Annotated in this window: 23 protein-coding genes; 17 read left to right on the forward strand and 6 right to left on the reverse strand. The window is 68.9% G+C overall.

Going from position 1 to position 23,281, the window contains the following annotated elements:
* Window positions 1–432 precede the first annotated feature (432 nt).
* Window positions 433–4,005, forward strand: a complete 3,573-nt coding sequence (locus tag BR07_RS0120035; protein WP_027506940.1) for a (Fe-S)-binding protein — start codon at window positions 433–435, stop codon at window positions 4,003–4,005.
* A 296-nt stretch (window positions 4,006–4,301) separates the two neighbouring features.
* Window positions 4,302–5,222 (forward strand): type IV toxin-antitoxin system AbiEi family antitoxin domain-containing protein, encoded by a 921-nt coding sequence (locus BR07_RS0120040; protein ID WP_027506941.1) that lies wholly within the window; start codon window positions 4,302–4,304, stop codon window positions 5,220–5,222.
* Window positions 5,223–5,344: 122 nt separating this feature from the next.
* On the opposite strand, the gene BR07_RS0120045 is transcribed toward BR07_RS0120040, so the two are convergent.
* From BR07_RS0120045 to BR07_RS0120060, 4 genes are all read right to left on the reverse strand, one after another.
* The gene (locus BR07_RS0120045; protein ID WP_027506942.1) at window positions 5,345–5,812 is read right to left on the reverse strand and encodes an SRPBCC family protein; all 468 of its coding nucleotides are present in this window, start codon (window positions 5,810–5,812) and stop codon (window positions 5,345–5,347) included.
* Window positions 5,809–6,861, reverse strand: a complete 1,053-nt coding sequence (locus BR07_RS0120050) for an AAA family ATPase (RefSeq protein ID WP_027506943.1) — start codon at window positions 6,859–6,861, stop codon at window positions 5,809–5,811. The genes BR07_RS0120045 and BR07_RS0120050 overlap by 4 nt, the downstream gene beginning before the upstream one ends.
* A complete protein-coding gene (pnuC, locus tag BR07_RS0120055) occupies window positions 6,858–7,487 on the reverse strand; it encodes a nicotinamide riboside transporter PnuC (protein WP_037186937.1) in 630 nt (209 codons plus the stop codon). The genes BR07_RS0120050 and pnuC overlap by 4 nt, the downstream gene beginning before the upstream one ends.
* 69 nt (window positions 7,488–7,556) lie before the next feature.
* Window positions 7,557–8,243: an SOS response-associated peptidase gene (locus BR07_RS0120060; RefSeq protein ID WP_027506945.1), complete on the reverse strand. Its 687-nt coding sequence runs from the start codon at window positions 8,241–8,243 to the stop codon at window positions 7,557–7,559.
* 85 nt (window positions 8,244–8,328) lie between these two features.
* Between BR07_RS0120060 and BR07_RS0120065 the strand changes: the two genes are divergently transcribed.
* Genes BR07_RS0120065 through galK form a run of 4 tightly spaced genes read left to right on the forward strand, consistent with a single transcriptional unit; the run spans window position 8,329 to window position 12,986 of the window.
* On the forward strand, window positions 8,329–9,102 hold the full coding sequence (locus tag BR07_RS0120065) for an ABC transporter ATP-binding protein (RefSeq protein WP_027506946.1): 774 nt from the start codon (window positions 8,329–8,331) through the stop codon (window positions 9,100–9,102).
* Window positions 9,087–10,634 carry a hypothetical protein gene (locus BR07_RS0120070; protein ID WP_155957118.1) on the forward strand — a complete coding sequence of 516 codons (1,548 nt, stop codon included), beginning with the start codon at window positions 9,087–9,089 and terminating at the stop codon, window positions 10,632–10,634. Before BR07_RS0120065 ends, BR07_RS0120070 begins: the two co-directional genes overlap by 16 nt.
* A gap of 55 nt (window positions 10,635–10,689) precedes the next feature.
* Complete coding sequence (gene galT, locus BR07_RS0120075; protein WP_027506948.1) at window positions 10,690–11,835, forward strand: galactose-1-phosphate uridylyltransferase; 1,146 nt, start codon at window positions 10,690–10,692, stop codon at window positions 11,833–11,835.
* Window positions 11,832–12,986: a galactokinase gene (gene galK, locus BR07_RS0120080; RefSeq protein ID WP_027506949.1), complete on the forward strand. Its 1,155-nt coding sequence runs from the start codon at window positions 11,832–11,834 to the stop codon at window positions 12,984–12,986. Before galT ends, galK begins: the two co-directional genes overlap by 4 nt.
* On the opposite strand, the gene BR07_RS25680 is transcribed toward galK, so the two are convergent.
* On the reverse strand, window positions 12,977–13,993 hold the full coding sequence (locus tag BR07_RS25680) for a DUF3068 domain-containing protein (RefSeq protein WP_162246758.1): 1,017 nt from the start codon (window positions 13,991–13,993) through the stop codon (window positions 12,977–12,979). The genes galK and BR07_RS25680 overlap by 10 nt on opposite strands.
* 5 nt (window positions 13,994–13,998) lie before the next feature.
* Window positions 13,999–14,214, reverse strand: a complete 216-nt coding sequence (locus BR07_RS0120090; RefSeq protein WP_231476456.1) for a DUF2613 domain-containing protein — start codon at window positions 14,212–14,214, stop codon at window positions 13,999–14,001.
* Window positions 14,215–14,323: 109 nt separating this feature from the next.
* Between BR07_RS0120090 and BR07_RS0120095 the strand changes: the two genes are divergently transcribed.
* The 11 genes from BR07_RS0120095 to BR07_RS0120145 all read left to right on the forward strand — a co-directional run bounded on the left by BR07_RS0120095 (window position 14,324) and on the right by BR07_RS0120145 (window position 23,280).
* Window positions 14,324–14,764, forward strand: coding sequence for a phage holin family protein (locus BR07_RS0120095; protein ID WP_051613630.1), 441 nt, complete (start codon window positions 14,324–14,326; stop codon window positions 14,762–14,764).
* Window positions 14,761–15,132: a DUF3618 domain-containing protein gene (locus BR07_RS25685; RefSeq protein ID WP_051613631.1), complete on the forward strand. Its 372-nt coding sequence runs from the start codon at window positions 14,761–14,763 to the stop codon at window positions 15,130–15,132. Before BR07_RS0120095 ends, BR07_RS25685 begins: the two co-directional genes overlap by 4 nt.
* Entirely contained in the window at window positions 15,129–15,401 is a 273-nt protein-coding gene (locus tag BR07_RS0120105) for a DUF4235 domain-containing protein (protein WP_027506952.1), read from the forward strand. Before BR07_RS25685 ends, BR07_RS0120105 begins: the two co-directional genes overlap by 4 nt.
* Before the next feature lie 22 nt (window positions 15,402–15,423).
* Window positions 15,424–16,002 (forward strand): hypothetical protein, encoded by a 579-nt coding sequence (locus BR07_RS0120110; protein WP_027506953.1) that lies wholly within the window; start codon window positions 15,424–15,426, stop codon window positions 16,000–16,002.
* On the forward strand, window positions 15,999–16,646 hold the full coding sequence (locus BR07_RS0120115) for a hypothetical protein (RefSeq protein WP_027506954.1): 648 nt from the start codon (window positions 15,999–16,001) through the stop codon (window positions 16,644–16,646). The genes BR07_RS0120110 and BR07_RS0120115 overlap by 4 nt, the downstream gene beginning before the upstream one ends.
* Window positions 16,647–16,730: 84 nt before the next feature.
* The gene (locus BR07_RS0120120; protein ID WP_027506955.1) at window positions 16,731–18,002 is read left to right on the forward strand and encodes a pyridoxal phosphate-dependent aminotransferase; all 1,272 of its coding nucleotides are present in this window, start codon (window positions 16,731–16,733) and stop codon (window positions 18,000–18,002) included.
* The gene (add, locus tag BR07_RS0120125; protein ID WP_027506956.1) at window positions 17,999–19,006 is read left to right on the forward strand and encodes an adenosine deaminase; all 1,008 of its coding nucleotides are present in this window, start codon (window positions 17,999–18,001) and stop codon (window positions 19,004–19,006) included. The genes BR07_RS0120120 and add overlap by 4 nt, the downstream gene beginning before the upstream one ends.
* Window positions 19,007–19,466: 460 nt before the next feature.
* Window positions 19,467–20,720: a YibE/F family protein gene (locus tag BR07_RS0120130; protein WP_027506957.1), complete on the forward strand. Its 1,254-nt coding sequence runs from the start codon at window positions 19,467–19,469 to the stop codon at window positions 20,718–20,720.
* Window positions 20,721–20,875: 155 nt separating this feature from the next.
* The gene (locus BR07_RS0120135) at window positions 20,876–21,130 is read left to right on the forward strand and encodes an acyl carrier protein (protein ID WP_027506958.1); all 255 of its coding nucleotides are present in this window, start codon (window positions 20,876–20,878) and stop codon (window positions 21,128–21,130) included.
* A gap of 6 nt (window positions 21,131–21,136) precedes the next feature.
* Window positions 21,137–22,333 carry an acyl-CoA dehydrogenase family protein gene (locus BR07_RS0120140; protein ID WP_027506959.1) on the forward strand — a complete coding sequence of 399 codons (1,197 nt, stop codon included), beginning with the start codon at window positions 21,137–21,139 and terminating at the stop codon, window positions 22,331–22,333.
* 2 nt (window positions 22,334–22,335) lie between these two features.
* The gene (locus tag BR07_RS0120145; protein ID WP_027506960.1) at window positions 22,336–23,280 is read left to right on the forward strand and encodes an amino acid--[acyl-carrier-protein] ligase; all 945 of its coding nucleotides are present in this window, start codon (window positions 22,336–22,338) and stop codon (window positions 23,278–23,280) included.
* Window position 23,281 lies beyond the last annotated feature (1 nt).

The raw sequence follows: 23,281 nt of genomic DNA on the forward strand, positions 1-23,281 counted from the left end.
GACAGGGACACAACCGAATATCAGGTCCGTTTTCAGTACTCGATCCGGGAATTGTCCGTGTGAACAGCCACGATGTGACCTCATTCACGGACGAGGTGGCTCGTGAAGGGTAACAAAATGGTCGCGATGAGGGGCGACTTCCTCGGCGGCCCGAAGTTACCCATGAGGCAAGTTAGGAATACCTGTGCGGGAGGCCTGTCGCTGTGCCGTAATACGGTAGGGCTCATCGCGTGTGCGGGACGGATCAGCCCTCCGTCCGACCTGCGGTGATGTCGACCGAAATGCTAAGTTACCGATCGGTAGAACCCTTGTGGTTACCGGCTGGTAACTTCGAGTGGGACAGATGCATCCGGGCTGACCGTCGGACCGCCCCCTGTGGCCGGCCGGAAGCGTAGGGCGACGGAATGGCCGTCGCCGAAGAAAGGCAGCGTCATGAATGCCCTGACGATCACCCTCGGCACCGTCGGTGCCCTGCTCAGCATCGTGTGTTGGGCCTACTTCTTCCGCGGTGCCGCGATGATGGTGCGATCCATCGCGCTGGGACAGCCGGACAGGACACGTCTGCGACCGTTCGTTCCGCGGTTCAAGCAGATGTGCATCGAGTTCGCTGCGCACACCCGGATGAACAAGTTCCGCTCCGTCGGCTGGGCGCACTGGTTGGTGATGGTCGGCTTCATGCTCGGCGCCATCCTGTGGTTCGAGGCCTACGGGCAGACGTTCAATCCCGAGTTCCACTGGCCACTCATCGGTGACCTCGCGATCTACCACCTGATGGACGAGATCCTGGGCCTGGGCACCGTCATCGGCATCGTGACGCTGATGATCATCAGGCAGCGGAACCACCCTCGCTCCCCCGAGCGCCTCTCCCGCTTCTCCGGCTCCAACTTCCGTGCCGCCTACTTCGTCGAATTCGTGGTGCTGCTCGAGGGCCTCGGCATGATCTTCGTGAAGGCCGGCAAGATCGCCACCTACGGACACGCCAACCCGTGGACCGACTTCTTCACCATGAACCTGGCCAAGCTGCTCCCCGCGAGCGCGGTCCTGGTCTCGATCTTCGCCTTCGTCAAGCTCATGTCCGGCATGGTCTGGCTGCTGATCGTCGGCCGCAACATCACGTGGGGTGTCGCATGGCACCGGTTCAGCGCGTTCTTCAACATCTACTTCAAGCGTGAGGACGACGGCGGAGTCGCGCTCGGCGCGGCCAAGCCGATGATGTCCGGCGGCAAGGTCCTCGAGATGGAGGAGGCCGACCCCGACGTCGACGCGTTCGGTGCCGGCAAGATCGAGGACTTCACCTGGAAGGGCTGGCTCGACTTCACCACGTGCACCGAGTGCGGCCGCTGCCAGTCGCAGTGCCCGGCGTGGAACACGGGAAAGCCGCTCTCACCCAAGCTGCTCATCACCTCGCTCCGCGACCACGGCAACGCCAAGGCGCCGTACCTGCTCGCCGGTGGCCGCAAGGACATGGGGGGCGACGAGATCGGCCTGGTCGACGCGGACGGCAAGCCGGACGAGGCCAAGCTCGCGAAGATCCCGCAGGCCGCCCGTGACGAGGCCGAGCGCCCGCTGGTCGGCGAGACCACTCTCGACGGCGGTCTCGGCGGAATCATCGATCCCGAGGTGCTGTGGAGCTGCACCAACTGCGGCGCCTGCGTCGAGCAGTGCCCCGTCGACATCGAGCACGTCGACCACATTCTCGACATGCGTCGCTACCAGGTGCTCATCGAGTCGGAGTTCCCCTCCGAGTTGGCCGGCCTGTTCAAGAACCTGGAGAACAAGGGCAACCCCTGGGGCCAGAACGCCAAGGACCGCACCAACTGGATCTCGGAGCTCGACTTCGACGTGCCAGTCTTCGGCCAGGACGCCGACAGCTTCGAGGACTTCGAGTACCTCTTCTGGGTCGGCTGCGCCGGCGCCTACGAGGACCGCGCGAAGAAGACCACCAAGGCCGTCGCGGAACTACTCGCCACCGCTGGCGTGAAGTTCATGGTGCTCGGCGCCGAGGAGACCTGCACCGGCGACTCCGCTCGCCGCGCGGGCAACGAGTTCCTGTTCCAGCAGCTCGCGATGCAGAACATCGAGACCCTGAACTCCGTGTTCGAGGGTGTCGACGAGAGCCGTCGCAAGATTGTCGTCACGTGCGCGCACTGCTTCAACGCACTCGGCAACGAGTACCCGCAGGTGGGCGGCAAGTACGAGGTCGTGCACCACACCCAGCTGCTCAACCGCCTCGTGCGGGCCAAGAAGCTGGTGCCGGTGGCGTCGGTGCAAGAGGACGTCACGTACCACGACCCGTGCTTCCTGGGACGCCACAACAAGGTGTACGACGCACCCCGCGAGCTGATGGCCGCGTCGGGTTCCACGCTCAAGGAGATGCCGCGTCACGGCGAGCGCTCCATGTGCTGCGGCGCCGGTGGTGCTCGCATGTGGATGGAAGAGAAGATCGGCAAGCGGATCAACATCGACCGCGTCGACGAAGCGCTCGACACCCTGGGTGGCAGCACCACCGCGACGCAGAAGATCGCGACCGGCTGCCCCTTCTGCCGCGTCATGCTCAACGACGGTGTCACCGCACGCCAGGAGGCCGGTGGCAACGACAACGTCGAGGTCATCGACGTCTCGCAGATGCTCCTCAGCTCGATCACGCGCCTGGACTCCGCACAGCTCGGCGAGAACATCAAGGTGGTGCCGCGGGCCAAGCCCGTGGTCGTCCCTGCCGAGGAGCCCGTCGACACCCCCAAGGCCGAGTCCGTCGCCACCGAGGACGTCGCCGCCGAGGAGGAGAAGGGTCGCGTCGAGGAGATCGAGACGGCTGCTGCGGGTGGCGATCCCGCTGCCCCCGCGCCCGGCAAGGGTCTGAAGATGAAGGGCCTGGCCAAGGCTCCGGGCGCCAAGGCACCCGGTGCGAAGGCTCCGGCCGAGCCCGCCGAGTCGCCCAACGCCGACGGTGACGACGCAGCCGACGCGTCCAAGCCGAAGGGCCTCGGCATGGCCGGCAAGGCGAAGGCACCGGGCGGCAAGGGGCTGCAGCTCAAGGGTCGTCCTCCGGGCGCGAAGGCACCGGGATCTGCCGCAGCTGCTCCGGCCGAGAAGCCGGAACCGACCGACGCTCCCGCCGAGACGGCCAGTGAGGCATCCGAGTCGTTGCCGACGGTCAAGCCCAAGGGTCTCGCCGTGAAGTCCGGGTTCAAGAAGCCCGGCGCCAAGGCACCGGGGTCGGCAGCTCCTGCTCCCGAGGCTTCTGCTCCCGCCGAGACTTCTGCTGCGGCGCCGGCCGAGGCACCGTCCGAGGCTTCTGCCGAGGCACCGGCACAGGCGGCCGAGTCGATGCCGACCGTCAAGGCCAAGGGTCTCGCCGTGAAGTCCGGGTTCAAGAAGCCCGGCGCCAAGGCACCGGGTTCCGCAGCCGCACCGGCGGCTGAGGCACCGGCCGAGGCTTCTGCTCCTGCCGAGGCTTCTGCTGAGGCACCGTCCGAGGCTCCCGCCGAGGCACCGGCACAGGCGACCGAGTCGATGCCGACCGTCAAGGCCAAGGGTCTCGCCGTGAAGTCCGGGTTCAAGAAGCCCGGCGCCAAGGCACCGGGTTCCGCGGCCGCACCGGCGGCTGAGGCGTCTGCCGAGGCACCGGCCGAGGCTTCCGCTGAGACACCAGCCGAGGCACCGGCACAGGCGACCGAGTCGATGCCGACCGTCAAGGCCAAGGGTCTCGCCGTGAAGTCCGGCTTCAAGAAGCCGGGCGCCAAGGCACCGGGTTCCGCGGCACCCGCCGCAGCGCCCGAGCCGGAGGCACCTGCCGAGCAGGCACCCGAGTCGGCGGCACCCGCAGAGCAGGCACCCGAGGAGACGGCCGCTCCTACGCCGGAGTCGAACGGTGCTGCCGAGTCGAACGGTGCCGCCGAGTCGAACGGTGCCGCGGAACCCGCAGACACCCCGGCGCCGCCGCAGCCGAAGGCCGGTGGGCTCGGGTTCAAGTCGGGAGCGAAGGCGCCGGGCAAGAGGTCCTGACCGAACACCCTCTGCACCAACCGAGCACCCCCTTCAGCACGCTGGAGGGGGTGCTCGCTTTATGACAGGGGTGTGTACACACCCTGGCGCTGGCCAACGCGTGCGGCGACCAGCAACCAGCGACCAAGCCTCCTTACCGAACACCTCCTGCACCAACCGAACACCGCCTCCAGCACTCCGCAGCAGGTGTTCGCCTGACGTAGGCCGTGTGCGCTCGCTCATCCACAGGGTGCGCGCTGTCCACAGCGAGCGCACGGGCACCGATCGGAGACGCCAACGTCGGCAACGATCGACCGATGGCGCGCATCACCTCCCGCTCGGAGGCATTGACTCAGGGATACACGGACTCCGAACTGCGGCGCATGTGCAGAACCGGAGATCTCACACGTGTGCGCCGTGGTGCCTACGCCAGCTCGGACGACATCGCGGACCTCTCCGGCCAGGAGCGCCACCTCCTCCTGGCGCGCGCGATGATGACGACCGGCAACACGGCCCCCGACGCAGTGCTGAGCCATGCGTCGGCAGCGATCGCTCACGGTATCGACTTGTGGAACGTGCCCCTCTCAGCAGTTCACATCGCGCGCAACCGGCGTACAGGCGGCCGTACGGGCCCCGTGCGTCACGTTCATGCGTCGCCTTATGACGCCGACGAGGTCACCGATGTGGCGGGATTCCGCTCGACTACCGTCAGCCGCACCATTGCCGATCTGGCCTGTTGCCTGCCGTTCGAGGAAGCGGTCTGCGCGGCGGACGATGCAGCACGTCGATTCGGACTGGCAGGCGCGCAGGTCGAGGAAGTACTCTCTCGACGCCCCACCCGCAGTGGCCATGCGCGAGCCCACCGCGTAGCGCTGTTCATGGACGCCGGGTCCGAGAGTGTCGGTGAATCACGCAGTCGCGTGCTGCTACACGCTGCAGGCTTCGCGGTCTCCACTCAGCACACCATCACGTGCGGCAACACGTCCTACCGTGTCGACTTCTTGGTGGACGGCTCCAACGTGATCGGCGAGTTCGACGGTCGTGTGAAGTACGGACGGCTCGTACCGGCGGGCGAGACCCCGGCCGACGTGCTCTGGCGGGAGAAGCTCCGCGAGGATGCACTGCGCGACGCGGGCTACACGGTGGTGCGCTGGACGTGGCAGGACCTGGCCACGCCGAGCATCATCATCGAGCGCATCCGGCGAGCACTCGCCCGTAACCGCACACCCCCCGCATGAACCGCACACCCCCAGCAGCCTGCAGCGAAGGGTGTGCGCTCACTGCGCCAGGTGTGCACACCCCCTCCAGGCGCGGGCGGACCCGGCAACCCCCGACCACCACCACGTGCTCACCGTGCATGTCAGGACTCGACGATCGCCTTGATCGCGGCGAGCGTGCGGGGAATCCCGTCGAGTGCGGCGGTACGGCGGATCTCGATCTCCTCCTGCGCGCGATCGCCGAACTTCGTGTGGAAGTACTCGATCCCCTGCTCGGTGAACAGCCACGATTCGGTGAGCTGCGTCGAGTTCTCGTCGATCGCCTCGAGGGTGTAACCCCACCGCACGAACGAGTCGCCGACGAGCCAGGCGAACTCGGTGCCCGGGATGGCGACGGCGACGGTCGAGACCGTCTCCCAGGTGCGGTCGGCGGTGACGTTGCGCCCGGTGAAGGTGGACCCGACCACGTCGGCGCTGCCGCCGTCGTTCCACCAGCACTGCTGGCAGATCGGGCTCCACTCCCCGGTCCGGGTCACGTCGGAGACGAGGGCGTACACGGCGTCGGGCGACGCGGCGATCACGATGGAGTCGGAATGCTCGAGTGCGGTCATGCCTCGAGTATGCCGCCGAGCGGCGCCGTGAAGGTGGTTCGTCGCCGAAGTTCCTGCTCCGCCACCCGGATCGCCAACTGCAGGCGCTCCTCACGGCTCCCCGTCAACAACACCCAGGACCGGCCGGTGCGCGTGAGCGCGTCGAGGAACCACCCGGTCATGTCCGCCCGCACTTGTTCACCGTCACGAATACCGTCCTGCACGAACGGAACTCCGTGATGATCCGTCACCAGATACACGGCGGGGCGATCGTCGGCGACGGCGTGGTGTGACTCGGGGCCGAGGTAACGCCGCTCCCACACCGTCGTCGCGAACGCGTCGGTGTCGCAGATCAGCACAGGCGATCCGCGCCGCGCTGCCGCGTCCTCGTGGGCAGTCTGGGTGCGCGCGATGCGGGCGAAGTCGTCACCGGTCCACACGATGTCGTCGACCGATCCGACCTCCGCGACCTTGTCGAGGGTGTCCTGCCGGCCGAACTCGTCGACGCACTCGGTGTCCGGCCACCGTTGTCGAAAGTGGGCAGCCAGCGCGCCCGCGACGGTGGTGGTGCCCGTCGACTCGGAACCCACCACGACGATGCGCGTCGCCAGACCGGCTCGGGCGGGCGCGTCGAGGCAGCGCCACGAGGCGGCGAGGTCGCGTCGACACGCGGTCCCGGACACCGGGAAGGTGCTGCGCGGCAGATCGAACGGCACGTGTCGAGCGTCGAACCACCGCGCCAGTTCCTCGCCGTACGGCTCGCTGGTGACCACCACGTCGACGGGCTCGTTCCCGACGGCCGCGCGCATGCACGCCACCTGGGCCGCCCACACGGCCCGTGAGGTGTGGTCGATCGGTGCGTCGCAGACGATGCCGGTGATCGTGACCGTCTTCTCGCCTGCGTGCGACTCGGTCATCCACGCCACACGGTCTCGCAGAGACAGCGACTCCACGGTGGCTGCCATCACCACGACGGTCACCCGGTCGGCCACCGTGGCGGCGAACCGGACCATCGCGTGGTGACCGACGTGCGGCGGATAGAACTTGCCGATGATCAGCGCGTGCCTCATGCCGGCACCTCGACGGCGGCGGGGGTCATCGACCGTGTCCACGCTCGCAGCCCGGCAACGCACAGCGCGATGAATCCCAGATAGAGAACACCGGTCAGCACCAGGTCCTTGTAGAGGTAGAGCGGCACGTACACGACGTCCGCGGCGATCCACAGGAACCAGGACTCACGACGCTTCGTCACCTGGCCCCACGTCGCCAGCAGTGACAGCACGGTCGTCACCGCGTCCCAGAACGGCACGACCGACGTCGTCGCGGTGTCGAGGAACCACGTCATGGCCAGCGTGGCCGTCACGCCGACGGCGCCGAGCCACCACCATTCCCGACGGCTGGTGGACGTGACCACCAGCGGACCCTGCGTGCCGCCGCCGACCCACAGGACCCATCCGGACACGGCGAGAGCGATGTAGACGAACTGCAGCGCCGCGTCGGCGAACAGCCCGGCGCCGAAGAACAGCAGGACGAACGCCAGATTGTTGGCGATACCGATGGGCCAGTTCCACACCGACTGCCGTGCGACCAGGACGACGCAGGTGGCGCCCGTGACGAATCCGACGACCTCGACCCACGACGTGGGTGCCCCGAAGGACACGAACGCGGTGGATCCGAGCCACTCGATCAGGGTCATGACGCCTCCTTAGCGCGATTATGCGCTAAGCATGGCGCAGAAGTGCTCGAAGTGCAACTCGACCCCTCGTCAGGCCACCGGCTCGAGCAACTGCGGCCCGTTGTTGCGCACGCTGTTGACGGCCGTGCTCACCTCGTACGGAGACAGGTGCGGCTCGGGCATCGACTGGACCAGGTCCGCCACCGCGCCGAGATCGGTCAGCGCCGGGTCCAACCAGGCATCGCGCATGTCCGCAGGCACCACGACGGGTGACCGGTCGTGGATGTGCCCCAGCGCGTCGGTGGCCGTCGTGGTGAGCACGGTCGTGGTCCACACCCACTTGCCCGGATCATCCTCGGGCAGTGCGGGATCCGGCCACAGCTCGTACAGTCCCGCCATCGCGAGAACACCGTCCGTGTGCAGGAAGTGCGGGATCTTCTTCCCCTCGCGCTTCTCCCACTCGTAGTACCCGTCGGCGGGCACGAGGCAGCGCCGCTTCGCCGCGGCCTTGCGGAACGCCGGCTTCTCGGTGATGGTCTCGGACCGCGCGTTGATCAGCCTGCTCGCGATCTTCCGGTCCTTCGCCCACGACGGGATCAGACCCCATCGGACCGTCCGCAGCTGGCGCGCTTCCTCCCCACGCTCGAGCACGATGCGCACCGGATCCGTGGGCGCCACGTTGTAGGACGGTTCCGGCGCCTCCCCCAGCGCCACGGCGGCATCGAAGATGGACGACAGGTCGTCGTCGGACCGGGTACTGGCGTAGCGACCGCACATCCCTCGATTCTGCCCCGCTCGGGTAGCGACATGCCAGGCGGTCTGGTTAGTGTCGGAAAGTACCGCAACCGACGAGGGGGATCGCATGTCGACCGTGGACGAGACACCCGGCGCGCTGCAGTCGTGGGGGCTGAGCAAGCAGTACGACGGGAGCGCACCGGCCGTGCGCGACCTGTCGTTGTTCGTGCCGGCCGGCACGCTGTACGGGCTGGTGGGACCCAACGGAGCAGGCAAGACCACGTTTCTGTCGATGGCGACGGGCATCGTGCGCCCGTCCGCCGGGCAGGTGTGGATCGACGGTCACGACGTGTGGGCCGATCCGGTCGCCGCCCGCGGGCGCGTCGGACTGCTTCCCGACGGGCCGTCCCTCCCCGAGGCCCTGCCCGGTCGGCGCGCACTGCACTACGTCGGAGTGCTGCACGGTCTCGATCCGGCGGTGGCGCACGAACGCTGCGAGGAACTGCTCGCGGTGCTGGACATCGCCGAGGCCGGTGACCGCGCGGTCTCCACGTACAGCGCCGGAATGAAGAAGAAGATCGGCCTGGCCGCGGCGATGATCCACTCGCCGCGGCTCCTCGTGCTCGACGAGCCGCTGGAGGCGGTGGACCCCATGTCCGCCCGCACCATTCGGCACCTTCTCGAGAGTTTCGTCGCGCGGGGCGGCACCGCGATGGTGTCGAGCCACTCCATGCCGCTCATCGAGCAGATGTGCTCGCACGTGGCCATTCTCGCCCGCGGCTCTCTGCTGGCCGCCGGCACGATCGACGACGTGCGTGCCGGCGGCACCCTCGAGGGCGCGCTGTTCGACGCGGTCGGCGGCGGTGACCAGGCGGCCGAGTTGCCATGGCTGGGCTCATGATCAACGCGCCGGTCCGCACACTGTTGTCGTTGGATCGCGAGATACGCAGAGCAGCAACCGGATCGGGTGCCCGCATCGCGATCGTGATCACCGCGATCGCGTCGCTCGGGGCGATGTACGCGATCACGCTGAGCGCACAGCCCTCGGCGCGTGCCACGCTCGCCGCACTGTGCGCCGTGGTGGTGGTCGTCCTTACCGTCGTCGCTCCCCTGCTGACCGGAGTGGGCGACCGCGGACTCGTCCCGGCGCACGTGCGCCATCTACCGGTGCGTGCCGACGATCTCCGGAGAGCCCTCGCCCTCATCGGTGCGCGCAGCGGGGTGACCGTCTTCCTCGTCGTCGGACTCGCCCTCACGCCCGTCGCGGTTCCGGACGTCTCGCCCGTGGCACGCATCGTGACCGCCGTGATCGCCCTGCTCACCGTCGGTGTCGCGCTCGCCGTGTCCCGTGTCGCCGTCCTCCGCCTGGATGCGGCATCGCGCACTCCACGCGGCCGCATCCTCTCGACGATCGGTGGCACCGTCGTCGCCGCGGCCGCGTACGCGGCCTTCCTTCTGCTCGGCAACGTCTCGACGTCGTTCGCCGACAACACCTTTCTGCGCACCGCGGTGCGCGTCCTGCCGACGGGATGGGCGGCGGTGTCGAGCGAGGCAGTCGACGACGGGAGGTGGTGGGTGCCCGTCCTCGTCGCCGTCGCGCTCGCCGGACTCGGCGCACTGGTGGTGCGGTGGTGGACCTCGGCGGTGTCGGCCGCGCTCGACAGCACGCCGCCCCGCTCCCGGACCGACCGCCGTCGGACGACGACGTTCCGTGCGCGTGGACCGATGATCACGGCCATCGCCGCCGAGAGCAGGTTGCTGCTGGTCGATCCGCGCCGAGTGGGACTGCTGACGATGCCGGGGGTGTTCCTGCTCGTCGGAGTCGTGCTCATGGCCACCTCGACCGACATCTACGGCCTGCAGTACGGCGCACCGATCGTGATCCTGCTGACCAGCAGCATGTTCGCCAACTCGTACGGCCTCGACGGCGCAGCGGCGTGGCGCGTCACGTCGGTGCCGGGTGTGGCAGGACGCGTCATCGACGCGCGTCTCGTCATCGCGGCGGTGGTGGCCGTGGTGTTCGGCGCCGTCGGGACTGTCCTCGGTCGCCTCGTCGGCGATCCGTCGCCGCGCACTCTCCCCGTGGCGGCCGCCGTCGTCGTGGCCGCGTCCCTGGCCACCGCCGCGGCCGGCGCCGTGCAGTCGGCGGCCAGCCCGTACGTCGTCGCAGGACAGACTGCGGGGAGCGCGTTCAATTCCCGCGGGTCGATGACCGGCCGTGCGATCGGGTGGACGCTCGCCGTGATGGCCGGGGGTGCCCTCCTGTGCCTGCCGGGCGTCCTGATCGCGCTGGCCCTCCCGGGCGTCCTCGTCTGGCTCGCGCCCGTCGTCTCCCTGCTGCTCGGCGGATGCATCGTGGCGGTGGCCCGCCGTCGAGCCGTGGCTCTGGTGACCAGCCGCGGCCCGGAGATCTTCGCAACCGTCAGCGCCTGATCACGATTCCGTGCACGATGTGGTCCGGGGAGCCGAGAGCGAGGAACACACAGGCATGACCATGCACGAACCGTCGACGCACGTCGTTCGCAAGACCAGCACCACCCTCGCCGACGGTCGAGAGTTGCTGTACTTCGACGACTCCGAGCCCTGGGTGTCCGGGGAGAAGACGCGGGACCTGGTGGACACGCGCCCCCTCCCCGCGTCGGAGTCGTTGTCGCAGATGCGACTCGACGTGCTCACCGGCGACTGGGTGGTCATCGCCGCGCAGCGGATGGACCGCACGTTTCTCCCACCGCCCGACGCGTCCCCGCTCGCGCCGAGCCGCCCGGGACGCCCACCCACCGAGATCCCCGCTGCCGACTACGACGTCGTGGTCTTCGAGAATCGCTTCCCCTCCCTCGCGCAGTCGGCAGCGGCGCAGCACCTTCCGTCGCACGTCGACGGCGAGGAGCTCTGGCCGCTCGCTGCCGGCACGGGCCGGTGCGAGGTGGTGTGTTTCGCCAGCGACCCCGACGCCTCCTTCGCCTCGCTCGACCTGCACCGGGTGCGCACCATCGTCGACGTGTGGGCCGACCGCACCGAGGCGCTGTCCGCCCTCCCGGGGGTGCGCCAGGTGGTCTGCTTCGAGAACCGGGGGCGGGAGATCGGGGTGACCCTCACTCACCCGCACGGGCAGATCTACGCCTACCCGTACCTGCCGCAGAGGACCGACGCGATGATCCGGCAGTCCCGGCTGCACCGGGAGCGCACCGGTCGCTCACTGCTGTCCGACGTACTGGACACCGAGCTGCGGTCCGGCCGCCGCATCGTCGTCGACACCGAGTACTGGGTGGCCTACGTGCCGGCGGCCGCCCGCTGGCCCGTCGAGGTGCACCTCGCCCCGCGCCGCGCCGTTCCCGATCTCGCTGCGTTGTCGACGGCCGAACGCGACGCGTTGGCCGGTGTGTATCGCGCTCTGCTGCGTGCCGTCGACGACTTCTTCGAGGGCGTCGACGAGGTGCCGTACATCGCAGCGTGGCATCAGGCTCCCGTCGGTGCGGACCGTGATCTCGGGCGTCTGCACCTGCAGCTGTTCTCGATGATGCGATCGCCGGGGCGGATGAAGTTCCTGGCCGGATCCGAGTCCGCCATGGGCGCGTGGATCAACGACACCACACCCGAGGCCATCGCGGACAGGTTCCGGGAGGTGCTCGCGTGACCGCGTGGCTGCCGGTCGTCGACGAGGCCGAGCTCGCCGACGGTGCCGTCGAACGGTTCCGCACGACCTTCGGCGGCGAGCCGGACGGCGTCTGGATCGCGCCGGGACGGGTGAACCTGATCGGCGAGCACGTGGACTACGCGGGCGGGCTCGTCCTTCCCTTCGCGTTGCCCTACGTCACCGCCGTCGCGGCCCGCCGACGCGACGACGCAGTACTGCGGGCGGCGTCGACAGGCTCCGACATGCACTGGGGTATCGCACTGTCGGCCATCGCTCCCGGCAGCCCGGACGGGTGGGGCGCGTACGTCGCCGGCGTCTCGTGGGCGCTGGGGCTCACGATGGGCGCGGACATCGCGGTGCACTCGGCCGTCCCCGTGGGCTCCGGCCTGTCCAGCTCGGCTGCTCTCGAATGTGCTGTGGCGGTGGCGCTTCGGGACCTGTTCGATCTCGACGCCGACCGGCGGGCACTGATCGACGCGTGCATCCGCGCCGAGAACGAGATCGCCGGCGCATCGACGGGCGGGATGGATCAGTCGATCGCGATGCTCGCGGAACCGGGCCACGCGTTGCTGCTGGACTGTCTCGACTTCTCCTCCCGGCAGATTCCGCTCGATCTCCCGGACGCGGAGATCCTCGTCATCGACACGAACGCACCGCATCGGCTGGTCGACGGTCAGTACGGCCGGCGGCGCGCGTCGATCGAGAAGGCGTGCGCCGACCTCGGCGTGTCGACGCTGCGCGGTCTCGACCCGGCGGCGGCGTCCGCGATGACCGACCAGGTGTCGGCGGCACGCGTCCGGCACGTCACCAGCGAGATCGTCCGCGTGGAGCAGGCGGCCGAACTCCTGAACGCCACACCCGATCTCGCGGCGTTGGGGGCGCTGCTGACCGCATCGCACCGATCACTGCGTGACGACTACGAAGTGAGCTCGCCGGAACTGGACTCCGCCGTCCGGGCATCGCTGGACGCCGGCGCGTTCGGCGCCCGGATGACCGGCGGCGGGTTCGGCGGTTCGGCCATCGCCCTGGTCGACCGGACGCGCACCGAGGCGGTCGCGGACGCGGTCACCGAGGCGGCATCGGCAGCCGGGCTGCCCACCCCCACCTTCCTCACCGCCACCCCGTCCGGGGCAGCGCACCGTCAGCGCTGAGAACGCCGACCCGAGACGACGAGTAGCGCCGCACCCAGAACCAGACCGACGCCCCCGACGGACCACAGCAGCACAGGTCCGCGGTCGGTGAGCCACATCAGCTTGGTGGCCGACTCGCGGGCGCGGTCGAGCTGCTCCTTCTGCCCGTCCTCGTCGAGCCCGAGGGTCGCCTTGAACACGGTGACCTCCGGAACGGCAGGGTCGCGCGCGAAGTACTGGTAGGGCTGCTCACGACCGCCGACGAGGCTGCCGCTGCGCGGCTCGACGTAGATGTCGCGAACGGTGGAGTAGTACCGCTTCATGGTGATCGACTGCTCACCGAGCCCCTCGAGCCCCCACTTCGACGCGGGCAACGTCACGGAGTTGATCGGCGACTGCGTCGTCTCGGAGAGATCGGCACCGGTGACCTGCGTGCGGAAGTGGTAGATCGGGAGCCCGTCCATCGAGATCTCCTCGACGAACTCGGCAGGGAAGCTCGTCCAGGCCGTCGCGTCGTAGACCGAGTACGTGATCGGCTGGGTGTCGAACGGGAAGCGCTGCTGATATCCGGTCCGCGGCACCGGGATGGCGGGCTTGCCGACGGTGGTCTGCAACGACGCCACCGGATCGACCGGCTGCGACGTGCGTCGATCGACGGTGACCCGGTCGACCGACGCGGTCAGCAGACCGGCATCGCCCTCCCGGTCCGCACGGCGCACGGTCGCGCCGGACTGGAACGTCACGCGATCCGCGTCGCTCGGATCCTCGGTGGTGATGAAGCGCTGCACCACCAGCGGGACCCCGGTGGCCACGGACAGCGGGCCGGGACGCGTGATGGACGTCGCGTCGAGCACGTCGCCGCCGGTTCCCGGATCGGTGACCGCGACCGTCGTGGTGCGGATGTCCAGGGGCGTCACCGCGAGTCGATGCTCGACGTAGGTGGGCAGCATGATCGCCCCCACCACGGCCGCACTGCCGATCGCGAGCAGGACACACGCGCTGCCGCGCAGGAGGGTAGGTCGCGCCACGTCGGTCACCTGCTCCCGTACTGCACGTCGCCGAGCACCGAGGCCGACGGATCGGCGGTGACCACCGGCTCCGGCCGGACGGTCTCCTCAGCGGACCATGTCAGGCCCACCACCGCGCCGGCGGACAACACCCCACCCACGAGCAGGCTGGCCACAGCCGGCACCACGACACTTCTCACAGCCACGTCCCCCATCCGATCCTCGACGTCCAACTGTGTCATTTCGGACACCGCCCGAGGCCGTCCCGACGTTGTGAACAGTCCACGATCTGGGCGCGGACCTCTGGAGGCTCCCGTTTCGCCCGGTCGGGTCGCGGGTACAACCCGGCTCATGAACGAAACCCGGCACACGAGCGATACGGGCGGCCGCGCACCGGCCGCGGCCGATCTGTCCACCGTGCAATTGGTCGAGCGCCTGACCCAGCAGGTGAGCACGCTGGTGCGCACCGAGGTGAGCAGCGCACTCGACGAGGTCAAGTCGAAGGGCACCAAGCTCGGGGTCGGCATCGGTGTCTCCGGCGCCGGCGCCCTGCTGCTGTTCCTGGGCCTCGCGACCCTCGTCGCCACCGCCGTCCTCGGCCTGGCGACGGTGCTCGACCCGTGGCTCGCGGCACTGATCGTCGCCGTCGTCCTGCTGATCGTCGGCGGCATCCTCGCCAAGGTCGGCGCGACCAAGGCGAAAAATGCCGTTCCGCCTGCACCTGCCGCCACCGTCGCCAGCGTCCAGCGCGACGTCGAGACCGTCCAGAACGCCCGAAAGGCTCACTCATGACCGACCCGAAGGACGCGTCCGAACCGCGTCACGCCCTGCGTACCGAGGCCGATGCCGAGCCGCCGTCCGTCGAGCAGCAGCGCGAGGAGCTGGCCGAGACCGTCGAGGCGCTCGCGGCCAAGGTCGACGTGCCCGCTCGCGTCTCCGCCGCGGCCCACGAGTCGACGGAGAAGGTGCAGGAGGTAGCTCAGCAGGGCGTCGCCAAGGCACAGGAGGGTGTCGCGCAGGTGAAGGAGAACCCGCAGGTCGCGGGCATCTCGCTCGCCGGTGCGCTCGCCGCCGTGGTCCTCGTGGCCCTGGTCCGCCGCCGTCGTGCGCGCACGGCGCTGCGCCGGCAGAGCGTCCTCGACATCCTGGCCGGCCGATGACCAGCACGTCGAAGGCGTTCTACAAGCCGCTCTCCCTGGCCACGAGCATCGTCGGTGGACTGGTCGCCGGACAGATCTTCAACCAGATCTACAAGCGCGTCGGCAAGAACGACGCCGAGATGCCCGATCCGAAGGACCTCTCACGCACCAACCGTGAGGTCCTGATCGCCGCAGCGCTGCACGGCGTCGTGTACGGGCTGGTCAAGGCCGGGGTCGACCGCGCCGGCGCCAAGGGATTTCGCGCACTCGCCAAGGAAGACCCCAAGTGACGATCATCAGAAGGAGCCTTTCGTGACCGAGAACCAGGGTGCAGCCTCCGAGGCGCGCAGCGACTTCGTCGACAAGATCAAGGGCCGGGCCAAGGAAGTGGCCGGCGCCGTGACCAACAACGACGAACTCGCCGATCGCGGACGGCTCGAGCAGGCGGAGGTGGAACGCCGCCGCGAGGCCGAGGCCACCGAGACCGCCGCCGCCCTCGAGATCGAGGAGGCGCAACAGGACATCGCGGAGACGGAGGCCGAGGCGGACGTCGCACGGCAGTCCGTCGAGGACCGCACCGACGCGACCGAGGCTGCGGCACAGAACGATCGGCTCCGCGCGCACACGACGGCGGAGGCCGACGCGATGCGTGACGCCGAGCAGGGTCGCGTCGCCGCCGAGGCACAGTCGGAGCGGCGCATCGCCGAGGCCACCAGCGAGCGGCAGCAGGAGGAGGCCCGTGCGGCCGACGAGATCTCCGCTGCGCGAAGCGAGTACGACGAGAAGCTCGACGAGGCCGACGCACTGGAGCAGGAGGCGGCGCAGGCACGCGAGCGCGCCGCCCGGGCCGAGCGCGAGGCCGCGTCGACCGACACCGAGGAGACCAAGTGAGCCTGTCCCTGCCCCGCCGGATCCTGCGACTGCAGTACTCGATCGCACGACTTCCGTTGCAGGCGTTCGAGTCCACCGTGATCAGTCGGCTCGACGCCGAGGGTCCGGTCCGTGCGACGTACCAGCAGATCGTCGGAGGCATCGACGCCACCGCGGGTGCCGTCCTGGGTGACGAGGACCTCGCGCGGCGCGGCCAGAAGATGCGCAGCGCGGCCGCGGATCTCGAGAAGGCCACCCGTCTCGAGGCGCAGGCCCGCGAGAAGCGTGCACAGGCGACGCGCGAGACGCAGAACAGGGTCGACGAGGCGACGACGCGGGCGAAGAAGGCTCGCGAGACCGCCGAGGAGAAGGCGACCGACGCGGCCGACCAGGAGATCGAGATCAAGGTGGCCGCGGGCAAGAAGGCCGCCGCACGACTCGAGGACCGCAAGTCGCGCGCCGACGACATCGCCGACAAGCGGATCTCGGCGGCCGAGGCCGAGCGTGAAGCGAAGCTCTCGGAGGTCGAACGCCGCGAGGCCGAGGCCAAGGCTCCGCGCACCGAGGAGATCGAGGACGCGGCGGAGAAGCTCGAGGACGCCGCCGAGAAGCGCGACGACGCCGAACGTCTGGCGGACGTCGCGGAGGCGTCGAAGGACAGCTGACACCGCCCGTCGACTCACCGTCTGCCCCCGACAGTCACTGGACTGCTCGGGGGCAGACCACTCGACGGGGCCGACAGTGAGACGATGGCGGACGTGAGCACATCAGACACGACGCCGCGCCAGGCCGGCCAGCGCACGCTGCGCCCGCTCGAGCAGTCCGTCAAGCTGCAGAACGTCCTCTACGAGATCCGTGGACCCGTGCACGCCCACGCCGCCCGTCTCGAGGCCGAGGGCCACCGCATTCTGAAGCTCAACATCGGCAACCCGGCGCCGTTCGGCTTCGAGGCACCCGACGTGATCGTGCGCGACATGATCGCCGCGCTCCCCACGGCGCAGGGGTACTCCGAGTCCAAGGGCATCATGTCGGCCCGCCGTGCCATCGTCACTCGCTACGAACTGGTCGACGGCTTCCCGTTCCTCGACGTCGACGACATCTACCTCGGCAACGGCGTGTCCGAGCTGATCACGATGACCATGCAGGCGCTGCTCGACGACGGCGACGAGGTCCTCATCCCGGCGCCCGACTACCCGCTGTGGACGGCGATGACGACGCTGTCCGGCGGCAAGGCGGTGCACTACCGCTGCGACGAGGAGAACGACTGGAACCCCGACCTCGCGGACATCGAGTCGAAGATCACCGATCGCACCAAGGCGCTGCTGGTCATCAACCCGAACAACCCGACGGGTGCGGTGTACTCGAAGGAGGTGCTGCGGGGGATCGCGGCGCTGGCACGCAAGCACAGCCTGTTGCTGCTGGCCGACGAGATCTACGACAAGATCCTCTACGACGGCGCCCAGCACGTGTCCATGGCGACGATGGCGCCGGACCTGCTGTGCCTCACCTTCAACGGTCTCTCCAAGGCCTACCGGGTGGCCGGATACCGCGCGGGCTGGCTCGCGATCACCGGACCCAAGGACCACGCCGCAGGCTTCCTGGAGGGCATCAATCTGCTGGCGTCCACCCGGCTGTGCCCCAATGTGCCTGCGCAGCATGCCATTCAGGTCGCACTCGGTGGCCACCAGAGCATCGGGGACCTCATCCTGCCGGGCGGGCGACTGCTCGAGCAGCGTGACGTCGCCTGGGAGGGGCTCAACGCCATTCCCGGCGTGAGCTGCGTCAAGCCGCGCGGTGCGCTGTACGCCTTCCCGCGCCTCGATCCCGAGGTGCACGAGATCCACAGCGACGAGAAGCTGGTGCAGGACCTGCTGCTGCAGGAGAAGATCCTGGTGGTGCAGGGAACCGGCTTCAACTGGCCCGACCACGATCACCTGCGCATCGTCACGCTGCCGTGGGCCCGCGATCTGCGCACGGCGATCGAACGGTTCGGCAACTTCCTGTCGTCGTACCGGCAGTGACCGTCAGGGCGTTCGTCGAGGCGCTGCCGAAGGTCGAGTTGCACGTCCACCTCGAGGGGTCGATGTGGCCGAGCACGCTGAAGGCGTTGGCCGACAAGCATCAGGTCGAGGCCATCCCGCGCACGGAGGACGCGCTGCGGGAGTGGTTCGAGTTCCGCGACTTCCCGCACTTCATTGAGGTGTACCTGACGTCGATCGGCGTGCTGCGCGATCCCGAGGACTTCGCGCGGCTCGCGTACGACAGCCTCACCGCGCTGGCGACGCACGCCGTGCGGTACACCGAGATGCACATCAGTCTCTTCGGGCACCTCATGCGTGGGGTGGACGCGGCGGCGGTGTTCGAGGGCGTCGAGGAGGGCCGGCTGCGTGCTGAGGCCCAGACCGGCATCGTCGCGCGCTGGATCCCCGATTTCCCGGGTGACTTCGGTACCGACGCCGCGAACCGCACCCTCGACGCCGTGCTGGCGCATCGCGTCGACTCGATCGTCGGATTCGGCATCGGGGGCATCGAGGTGCCGCGGGCGGAGTTCGCCGACGTGTTCGCGCGGGCGAGCGCGGCGGGACTGCATTCGCTCCCCCACGCGGGCGAGACCGGCGGGCCGGACAGCATCTGGTCGGCGCTGCGTGATCTGGGGGCCGAACGCATCGGCCACGGCATCGCCGCGCTCGGCGACCCCGAGCTCGTCGCGCACCTGATCGAGCACCGGATCCCGCTCGACGTGTCCCCCACCTCGAACATCCGGACCCGCGTCGTCGAGTCGCTCGACGTGCACCCGCTGCCGGCCATGATCGACGCGGGGCTGACGGTGACGCTCAACAGCGACGACCCGTCGATGTTCGGCACCGACCTCACCACCGAGTACCTCGCCGCGCACGGCATGGGACTGGACGCGTCGGCTCTGCGTTCGCTCGCCCTCGCGGGGGTGGACGCGTCGTACGCGGACGCGGACCTGAAGGAGCAGTTGCGGGAGGAGATCGCGGCGGTCGAATTCCCGGAGGCCTAGGGGCGCTGCACGTCCTCCAGCCACCGCACCCCTCCCCGCAGGCTGCAGGGGGTGTGCGCCTCACGGAACCCTCGCAGCACGGCGTGCCCGTATTCCCGCGGGCGTTCCAGGTTCCCGCGGATGCTGCAACACGTACGAGAACCCGGAACCCCTACGGGAGCGCCGGCACACTCCCTGACCTGCACTTGGTGTGACGCGCAGTGCCATACACCGCGCTGTGTGACACAACACAACGTCTCGGGCACATTTTTCAACCCCGTGATGATCGAACCGTGCGTTCGCGGGTATGTTCGTACATGAGCCCTTCGGGGTTCCGAAAGCGCCGAACGGCCCCCCACCCCCCCGGTGGGCCGCTCGGTCGGTGGCGGGGGACACCCCCCCTGCTTCCCCGCCACCCGCTTTCGTCCTGCGCCACTCGCGCCCCCAATTCCTTCTCCGCGCCACCGATAGTGTTGGCGTCGTGACACACGGCCACGGACACAGCTCCGGTCCCGCCCCCATCGGGAAAATCGCCGCGAGACTGGTGCTCGGCATCCTCGCCGTCGTCGGCATCGCCGCGATCGTGGGCGTGGTGCTGCTGTGGCCCAGCGATCGCAGCGTCGAGGTACCCGCGCCGTTCCAGAGCGCGGCCGGCGGCGTCGTGGCCACCGAGTACGGCACCGTGGTGTCGCAGGACATCGGTCCGTGCGGCAGTTCGTCCAATGGTCGCGTCTTCAGCGGCGCCCCCACTCCGCCCACCGTCTCGGGCTTCGAGTGCAACCGCAGCATCGTCTCGATCGACACCGGCGTGAACGAGGGCACCCGCACCCTGCTCGAGGTGACGCCGGGGCCGGGCACCCCCGATCTGCGCGTCGGCGAGGAGATCCGCCTCGTCCGCGGCACCGACGACAGCGGGACCGCGATCTACGGGTTCGACGACTACTCCCGCACCACGCCGCTGCTGCTGGTGGTCGCGGTCTTCGCCGTCGTCATCTGCGTGGTCGCGCGGTGGCGCGGGCTGCGCGCCCTGCTCGGACTCGGTCTCGCGCTCGGAGTGCTGGTGGGTTTCGTGCTCCCCGCGATCCTCGACGGCCGGTCCGCCATCCTCGTCGCCCTGGTCGGCGGCACCGTCATCCTCTACGGCGTGCTGTATCTGGCGCACGGGCCCAATCTGCGGACCAGTTCGGCGTTGCTCGGCACCGTGGTGTCGATGGGCGTCGCTGCGGGACTGTCCGAAGCGGCCATCAGGCTGACCCGGGTGACCGGTCTGTCGGAGGAACAGAACACCGACGTGCAGGCCTATCTCGACCACGTCAGCATCACCGGGTTGCTGCTCGCCGGGTTCATCATCGGATCGCTCGGCGTGCTGAACGACGTGACGATCACCCAGGCGTCGGCAGCCTTCGAACTCGCGGCACTCGATCCCGACGCCACCCGGCGGTCGATCTTCACGTCCGCGATGCGCGTCGGGCGGGACCACATCGCCAGCACCGTCTATACGCTCGTCCTTGCCTATGCGGGTGGTGCGCTGCCGCTGCTGCTGCTCTTCAGTGTCGCCGGCCGCTCGTTCGGCAACGTCCTGACCGGCGACGCGGTGGCCATCGAGATCGTCCGCTCGTGCGTGGGCGGCACGGCGCTCGCGCTCTCCGTTCCGCTCACCACCGCGATCGCCGTGATGCTCGCCCGGCCGCCCCGCGGACGCGCCCCCGTGAGCGGTCGGCACTCCGCGCGCTGACGCTCGACCGCGCATCGGGAAACTTCACAGAGTTCGGCCACGAGGTATGCACTGGCACTACAAAACATTCTCCTGTATTGTTTCAGTGGGTTCGGGAACCTGCGCGTTTGTTTGACGCAACTTCGCAGAGCACGACGACTATGTGAGGACACACAATGAACACTCTGGCCGCAGAGGACGTCGACCGTATCCGCCGGGTACTCGACAAGTACGGAAAGCTCCCGGTCGCCATCGACGCAGTCGCCAACGACGCCGATCTGTACGACGCAGGTCTGACGTCGCACGCGAGCGTCAATGTGATGATCGGCCTCGAGGACGAGTTCGATGTCGAGTTCCCGGATCGCCTGTTGCAGAAGGCCACGTTCGCGAGCGTCTCGGCCATCGCCGACGCCGTCGCAGAGCTGGCGTGATCTGAGATGACCACACTCGAGGCTCCCTCCGCCCTTCCCCCCATCGATCCGGACGCGCCCGCAGGCCTGGCGCAGATCCCGCTCGAGGACGTGCTCGCCGTGGTGCGCAGCAACGCCGAGCTCGTCGACCGTGAGGCTCGCTTCCCCACGGAGTCGGTGCAGGCGCTCAAGTCCGCGGGCCTGCTCTCCGCGTCGGTTCCGACGTCGCTGGGGGGCGCCGGACTCACACTCACCGAACTCGCGACCGTGGGCCGCGCTCTCGGTGGCGAGTGCGCGTCCACCGCGATGATCTACGCGATGCACCACACGCAGGTGTTGTCGCTGACCCGCCACGGCATGGAGTCCCCGGTCATCCGGGAGTTCCTGGCGAACATGGTCGTGGAGCAGCCCCTCGTGGCCTCCGCCACCACCGAGATCAACATCGGTGGCGACGTCCGCACCAGCGGGTGCGCGGTGGAGTACGACGGCGACCGCTACACGCTCACCAAGAATGCCCCCGTCATCTCGTACGGCGAGTACGCCGACGTCATCCTGGCCACGGCCCGTCGGTCCCCCGACGCAGCGCCCAGCGATCAGGTGCTCGTCGCGTGTCAGCGCGAGGACGTCACGCTGCAGAAGACCGGCACGTGGGACACCATGGGCTTCCGCGGTACGTGCAGCCCCGGCTTCATGCTCCGCGCATCGGGTTCGGCGGAGTGGGTCGTTCCCGCCACGTACAGCGACATCTCGGCCCAGACGATGCTGCCCTCGGCACACGTCCTCTGGGGTGGCGCCTGGTTGGGCATCGCCGACGCCGCGGTGCGCAAGGCTCGCAAGTCCGTGCAGAAGCTGGCCCGCAAGACGCCCGGTGTCACGCCGCCGTCCGCCGCGCGCCTCGCCGAGCTGCTCGTGGTCCATCAGCAGCTGTCCGACACCGTGTTCACGGCCGCCGCGAAGTTCGACTCCATCGCCGACGATCCGGCTGCGCTCAGCGCCATCGGTTTCGCGCTGCAGATCAACAACGTCAAGGTCACGGCGTCCGATCTGCTCATCGACATCGTCGCCCGCGCGCTGCTCATCTGCGGCATTGCCGGCTACCGCGAGGACAGTGAGCTCCGCATGAGCCGCCACCTCCGCGACTCGCACGGTTCCGCGATCATGGTGAGCAACGAGCGCATCCTCAACCACAACGCGCAGCTCTCGCTCGTCTACAAGGGGATCTGACCATGACCTCCACACTCGACCGCGACGTGGTCTCCGATCTCGATCTCGCCCGCGCCGATTTCCGCGATCAGCTCGTCGGTGCCGGTCTCCTCGTCCCCAGTTCCCTCGACGGTCTCTACGGCCGCTCGGGCGAGTTCGAGGACATCATCGATCTCATCGACTCCAAGGTGAAGGCCGCAGGCGCTGCCGCACACGGAGATGCGCTGCGCCGCTTCCGGTTCCCGCCGGTGTTCCCGCGCGATGCGTTCGAGAAGACCGACTACATCGCCTCGTTCCCCAACCTCACCGGTGCCATCACCACTTTCTCCGGTGACAACAAGGCCCACGCCGAGCTGCTCGCGGCACGGTCCGAGGGCAAGGACTGGGACCACTGGCTCGAGTCCGCCGGCACCATGCTGGTGTCGGCCGCGTGCCACCCGTCCTACTCCATGCTCACCGGTCAGCTTCCCGACGGCGGCACCATGCTCGACGTCTACGGGTACTGCTTCCGCCACGAGCCCGCCGTGGATCCTGCTCGCATGCAGGCGTTCCGGATGCACGAGTTCGTCCAGGTCGGCACGCCCGATCAGGCAGTCGAACACCGCGAGTCGTGGATCGAGCGCGGCATGACGGTGCTGGCCGACCTCGGGCTCGACGCCTCCCCCGTCATCGCCAACGACCCGTTCTTCGGTCGCGCGGGACGCATGCTGGCCGCGAACCAGCGCAACGAGAACCTCAAGACCGAGCTCGTGGTCCGCCTCTACGGCGACCTGGACGAGGGCACCGCGGTGGTGTCGTGCAATTGCCACCGCGACCACTTCGGCCAGACCTTCGACATCCGCACCGCGGACGGCAACGAGGCCCACAGTGCCTGTGTCGGTTTCGGTATGGAGCGCATCGCCCTCGCGATGGTGCGTACTCACGGCCTCGACACCTCACAGTGGCCGGCGTCGCTCCGCCTGAGCTGAT

Origin of the sequence: Rhodococcus sp. UNC23MFCrub1.1, assembly GCF_000686025.1 — a bacterium.
Taxonomy (GTDB): domain Bacteria; phylum Actinomycetota; class Actinomycetes; order Mycobacteriales; family Mycobacteriaceae; genus Rhodococcoides.

What these genes read in the sequence shown, in the direction of transcription:
- BR07_RS0120135 (WP_027506958.1), top strand. Translation starts at nt 20,876, where the DNA reads ATGAACACTCTGGCCGCAGAGGACGTCGACCGTATCCGCCGGGTACTC.
- BR07_RS0120145 (WP_027506960.1), top strand. Translation starts at nt 22,336, where the DNA reads ATGACCTCCACACTCGACCGCGACGTGGTCTCCGATCTCGATCTCGCC.
- BR07_RS0120040 (WP_027506941.1), top strand. Translation starts at nt 4,302, where the DNA reads ATGGCGCGCATCACCTCCCGCTCGGAGGCATTGACTCAGGGATACACG.
- BR07_RS0120045 (WP_027506942.1), bottom strand. Translation starts at nt 5,812, where the DNA reads ATGACCGCACTCGAGCATTCCGACTCCATCGTGATCGCCGCGTCGCCC.
- galT (WP_027506948.1), top strand. Translation starts at nt 10,690, where the DNA reads ATGACCATGCACGAACCGTCGACGCACGTCGTTCGCAAGACCAGCACC.
- BR07_RS0120095 (WP_051613630.1), top strand. Translation starts at nt 14,324, where the DNA reads ATGAACGAAACCCGGCACACGAGCGATACGGGCGGCCGCGCACCGGCC.
- BR07_RS25685 (WP_051613631.1), top strand. Translation starts at nt 14,761, where the DNA reads ATGACCGACCCGAAGGACGCGTCCGAACCGCGTCACGCCCTGCGTACC.
- BR07_RS0120140 (WP_027506959.1), top strand. Translation starts at nt 21,137, where the DNA reads ATGACCACACTCGAGGCTCCCTCCGCCCTTCCCCCCATCGATCCGGAC.
- BR07_RS0120065 (WP_027506946.1), top strand. Translation starts at nt 8,329, where the DNA reads ATGTCGACCGTGGACGAGACACCCGGCGCGCTGCAGTCGTGGGGGCTG.
- pnuC (WP_037186937.1), bottom strand. Translation starts at nt 7,487, where the DNA reads ATGACCCTGATCGAGTGGCTCGGATCCACCGCGTTCGTGTCCTTCGGG.
- BR07_RS0120035 (WP_027506940.1), top strand. Translation starts at nt 433, where the DNA reads ATGAATGCCCTGACGATCACCCTCGGCACCGTCGGTGCCCTGCTCAGC.
- BR07_RS0120120 (WP_027506955.1), top strand. Translation starts at nt 16,731, where the DNA reads ATGGCGGACGTGAGCACATCAGACACGACGCCGCGCCAGGCCGGCCAG.
- BR07_RS0120070 (WP_155957118.1), top strand. Translation starts at nt 9,087, where the DNA reads ATGGCTGGGCTCATGATCAACGCGCCGGTCCGCACACTGTTGTCGTTG.
- BR07_RS0120050 (WP_027506943.1), bottom strand. Translation starts at nt 6,861, where the DNA reads ATGAGGCACGCGCTGATCATCGGCAAGTTCTATCCGCCGCACGTCGGT.
- BR07_RS0120060 (WP_027506945.1), bottom strand. Translation starts at nt 8,243, where the DNA reads ATGTGCGGTCGCTACGCCAGTACCCGGTCCGACGACGACCTGTCGTCC.
- BR07_RS0120105 (WP_027506952.1), top strand. Translation starts at nt 15,129, where the DNA reads ATGACCAGCACGTCGAAGGCGTTCTACAAGCCGCTCTCCCTGGCCACG.
- BR07_RS0120090 (WP_231476456.1), bottom strand. Translation starts at nt 14,214, where the DNA reads ATGACACAGTTGGACGTCGAGGATCGGATGGGGGACGTGGCTGTGAGA.